Source organism: Rubrimonas sp., from assembly GCF_036788415.1.
In the GTDB taxonomy this organism is placed as follows: domain Bacteria; phylum Pseudomonadota; class Alphaproteobacteria; order Rhodobacterales; family Rhodobacteraceae; genus Rubrimonas.
The window spans coordinates 1-3789 of record NZ_DAIQNN010000174.1 but is presented as its reverse complement, the minus strand read 5'-3'; the positions used below and the strand labels follow the sequence as shown (position 1 = coordinate 3789).

The following is a 3789-nucleotide window of genomic DNA, read 5'->3' as shown; positions in this document are numbered from 1 at the left end:
GCCACGTCGCGCTGGCCCACGCCCTGCCCGGTGATGTCCTCACCCCCCAGCCAGACGCGCCCGCCGCTCGTGCGCTCCAGCCCCGCCAGCACCCGCAGCAGCGTGGACTTGCCGCAGCCCGAGGGCCCCAGGATCACGGCGAAGGCGCCGCGCGGGATCGCGAGGTCCACGCCCTTCAGCGCCTCCACGCCGCCGAAGCTCTTGCGCACCTTCTCGAAGACGATCTCGTCCATGGTCATTTCTCCGCGTTCACGAGGCCCTTGACGAACCATCGTTGCGCCGCGATCACCACCGCGACAGGGGGGGCCATCACCAGCAGCGCGCCCGCCAGAACCACGTTCCAGTCGGTCAGCTGGTCCTCGCCGCCTTCCATGAAGCGCAGCCCCAGCGTCATGGTGCGGTAGTCGGGTCCCGTGGTGACGAGAAGCGGCCACAGATACTGATTCCAGCCGAAGACGAACATGATGACGGCAAGCGCGGCCATGTTGGTCCGGGACAGCGGCACCACCATGTCGCGGAAGAAGCGCAGCGGGCCCGCTCCGTCCATCTTGGCCGCCTCGGTCAGTTCGTCGGGAAGCGTCAGGAAGAACTGCCGGAACAGGAAGGTTCCCGTCGCCGTCGCGATCAGCGGCAGGGTCAGGCCCGCATAGGTGTTGATGAGCGACAGGTTCAGCACGATCCGCACGCCCGACAGCGTTTCGATCAGCCAGGCGATCCCGGTCCATTCCAGCACCCGCTGCACCGGCATCAGCACGTTGGACGCGACCTCGTAGGTCGGCACCATCCGCACCTCCAGCGGCAGCATGAGGGTGATGAAGATCAGCCAGAAGGCGAGGGCCCGCCCGCGAAAGCGGAAATAGACGAGGCCGAAGGCGGTGACCATGGCGATGGCGATCTTGCCGACCATGATCGTGGTGGCCGAGATGACGGAGTTGAGGAACAGGGCGGAGAAGCCCCCGCGCTCCCAGGCGCGCGCCATGTTCTCGAGCAGATGGACATCGGGCCAGAGCGGTCTCGGCAACGCGCCCACGCGCGCATCGGGCAGCGTCGCCGTGACGACGCCGATCCAGATCGGAAAGCACATCGTGAGGACGGCGAGGATCAGCACCGCATGGGTAAACAGGTCCAGCCAGGGGGTGCGCTCGATCATTTCGCGGGCTCCATCTCGGTCGCGGGCGGCAGGTGCGCTCCGCGCACCGCCGCGGGTTCGGGCGCGTCGGCCCGGCCGCCGCCGTAATGGACGCGCCGCTCGATCAGCTTGAACTGCAGGTAGGTCACGATGATGACGAGCCCCATGAGAACCAGCGACTGCGCCGAGGACAGCGACAGGTCCTGCCCCTGGAAGCCGTCGCGGTAGATCTTGTAGACCATCGTCTCGGTGGCCCCGCCCGGCCCGCCGCGTGTCATCGCGTCGATCACCCCGAAGCCCTCGGTGAACGAGGTGGTGACGTTTAGCACCAGCAGGAAGAACAGCGTCGGCGTCATCAGCGGCCAGACGAGGTCGAAGAAGCGCCGCACCGGCCCTGCCCCGTCCATCGCCGCCGCCTCCACGAGGCTGTTGGGGATGGCCTGAAGCCCGGCCAGGTAGAAGACGAAGTTGAAGGTGATCGAGATCCAGGACGAGGCGATGATGACCATGATCATGGCCTGCGGGCCGCTCAGCAGCGGGTTCCACGCATCCGGGGCACCCGCACGGTTGAAGATCGCGAGCATGCCCACGGAAGGGTCGAAGATGAACAGCCACATCACCCCGGCGATGGGGGCGGCGACGGCGTAGGGCCACATCACGGCGGTCTTGTAGACCACGAGGCCGCGCAGGCCCCGGTCCGCGAAGATCGCGAAGACGATGCCGAGGCCCATGGAGATCGCCGTCGTCGCGACCGACAGGATCAGGGTGTTGCGGATCGAGCGGTAATATTCCGGGCTCGAGAAGATGTAGTCGAGGTTGCGCATCCCCACCCAGACCGCGTCGCCGCCGAAAGGCGGCTCCAGCGTGAAGGACCAGAACAGCGCCTGTCCCGACGGCCAGTAGAAGAACAGGAGGATGATCAGAAGCTGCGGCAGGATCAGCAGGTAGGGAACGAGGCGGCTTTCGAAGAGGACGCGCTTGATCATCGGGGGCCTCGGACGGGCAGGGGCGGCGGAAGGGGCGGGGGGAAGCCGGACGGGCGGACGGGGATGCTTCGGGGGGCCGGGCGCGCGGCCGGCCCCCCGAGGCCTGAGCGCGCGATCAGGGCAGTTCGGTGCCCGGGTAGGTCGCCTCGAAGCGGCGCAGCAGCTCGTTGCCGCGGCGCACGCCCTCGTCGAAGGCCTGCTGCATCGTCTGCGTGCCGGTCAGGGCCTGCTGGATCTCCTCGGTGAGGATGTTGCGGATCTCGACATAGTTGCCGAGCCGGATCCCCATGGAGTTCACCGTCGGTTCCGCCCGCAGGAGCGAGCGCACGGCGAGGTCGCGGTTGATGTTGTCGGGCTCCTGATAATAGCCCGAGTCCACGAGGCTCCGGTACGCGGACTCGGTCACCGGGAAGTAGCCCGTGCCGTCGGACCAGGCGATCTGCTGGTCGGGCTGGGCGAGGAAGGCGTAGAAGCGGCCGATCGCCTCGTATTCCTCGTCCGAGAAGCCCGCCATGGTCCAGAGCGCGGCACCGCCCACGAGGTTGTTGATCGGCGTCACGTCGGCATAGTGGGGCAGCTCGGCCACCGTCCACTCGATCCCGCTGGCCTCGGCGAGCGCCTGGGTCGAGGTGAAGCCCGCGATCGAGTTGAAGAAGATCGGGCAGGTGCCGTTCACGAAGAGGTCGCGGCGCACCTCGAAATCGGGATTGTATTCGAGGATCCCGTCATCGAACCAGCGCTGCTGCATCTCGAAATGCTGCACGACCCGGGTCTGGTTCACCACCAGTTCCGCGTCGAGCCCCTCGTAGCCGTTGTTGCGCGTGGCGACGGGAATGTCGTGGATGGCCGAGAACTGCTCGAGGTCGCTCCACAGGTCGATCGTCCAGGCGAGCGAGCAGTCGTAGCCCGCCTCGTCGCGCAGGGCATAGAGCAGCGCGTCGAACTCCTCCCAGGTGCGCGGGAAGGCGTCGTAGCCCGCAGCCTCCAGCGCGCCGGTGTTGTAGTAGACCATCGCGGTCGAGGAGTTGAACGGGAAGGCCCAGAGGTTGCCCTCGCGGTCGGCGTAGTAGTTGCCGATGGCGTCGAAATAGTCGTCCCAGTTCACGTCGATGCCGAGGCGGTCGACCAGTTCGTAGGCGGGGATGGCCGCGCCCGACAGCATCATCGTGCCGGTGCCCCGGTCGACGACCTGCAGGATGTGCGGCTGGTTGCCGGCGCGCACCGCCGCCATGGCCTGGTTGAAGATCTCGTCATAGGTGCCCTCGCGCGAGCACACGAGGTTCACCTCGTCCTGGGCGGCGTTGAAGCGCTCGCACTGGGCGAGGACCTCTTCCTGGAGACGCCCGCCGAGGCCGAACCACATGCGTATCTCGGTCTGGGCGGTCGCGTCGCCGCCCAGCATCGCGGCGGCGATCGTGATGGTAAATCCAAGCTTCGTCGGTGTCATGGCCAACTCCCCGGTTTCCGACTTCCTCGGCGCAGGAGGTATCGTTGAAACGTTTCATTAATGTGACATGGCCAGCCCCTCCGGCGGGCCTCCGCCACCGCCCGCCGGCTTGTCCGGTCCCCTGCGCTCCCCCAGCGCCCGTCCCCCCATCCGCGCCGCGCCACCCCGCGCCGCACCGGGCGCGGCGGCGGTTTCCCGCCCATCGCGCGGCCCCGCCCCCGCGCCGC

The 3789-nt window shown here is 67.7% G+C and carries 4 protein-coding genes; all 4 read right to left on the bottom strand.

What is annotated here, in order from left to right; all coding sequences use genetic code 11:
- Nucleotides 1-233, bottom strand: a 233-nt coding sequence (locus V7Q31_RS17915; protein WP_333835209.1) for an ATP-binding cassette domain-containing protein, incomplete at its 3' end; no start/stop codon positions are given.
- Nucleotides 234-235: 2 nt separating this feature from the next.
- The gene (locus V7Q31_RS17910; RefSeq protein WP_333835208.1) at nt 236-1150 is read right to left on the bottom strand and encodes an ABC transporter permease subunit; all 915 of its coding nucleotides are present in this window, start codon (nt 1148-1150) and stop codon (nt 236-238) included.
- Nucleotides 1147-2115, bottom strand: coding sequence for an ABC transporter permease subunit (locus tag V7Q31_RS17905; protein WP_333835207.1), 969 nt, complete (start codon nt 2113-2115; stop codon nt 1147-1149). The genes V7Q31_RS17910 and V7Q31_RS17905 overlap by 4 nt, the downstream gene beginning before the upstream one ends.
- 115 nt (nt 2116-2230) lie before the next feature.
- Nucleotides 2231-3562: an extracellular solute-binding protein gene (locus V7Q31_RS17900; protein WP_333835206.1), complete on the bottom strand. Its 1332-nt coding sequence runs from the start codon at nt 3560-3562 to the stop codon at nt 2231-2233.
- Between the last annotated feature and the right edge of the window lie 227 nt (nt 3563-3789).

Bases quoted from the DNA above. Each gene is read 5' to 3' on its own strand.
- V7Q31_RS17910 (WP_333835208.1), bottom strand. From the start codon at position 1,150: ATGATCGAGCGCACCCCCTGGCTGGACCTGTTTACCCATGCGGTGCTG.
- V7Q31_RS17905 (WP_333835207.1), bottom strand. From the start codon at position 2,115: ATGATCAAGCGCGTCCTCTTCGAAAGCCGCCTCGTTCCCTACCTGCTG.
- V7Q31_RS17900 (WP_333835206.1), bottom strand. From the start codon at position 3,562: ATGACACCGACGAAGCTTGGATTTACCATCACGATCGCCGCCGCGATG.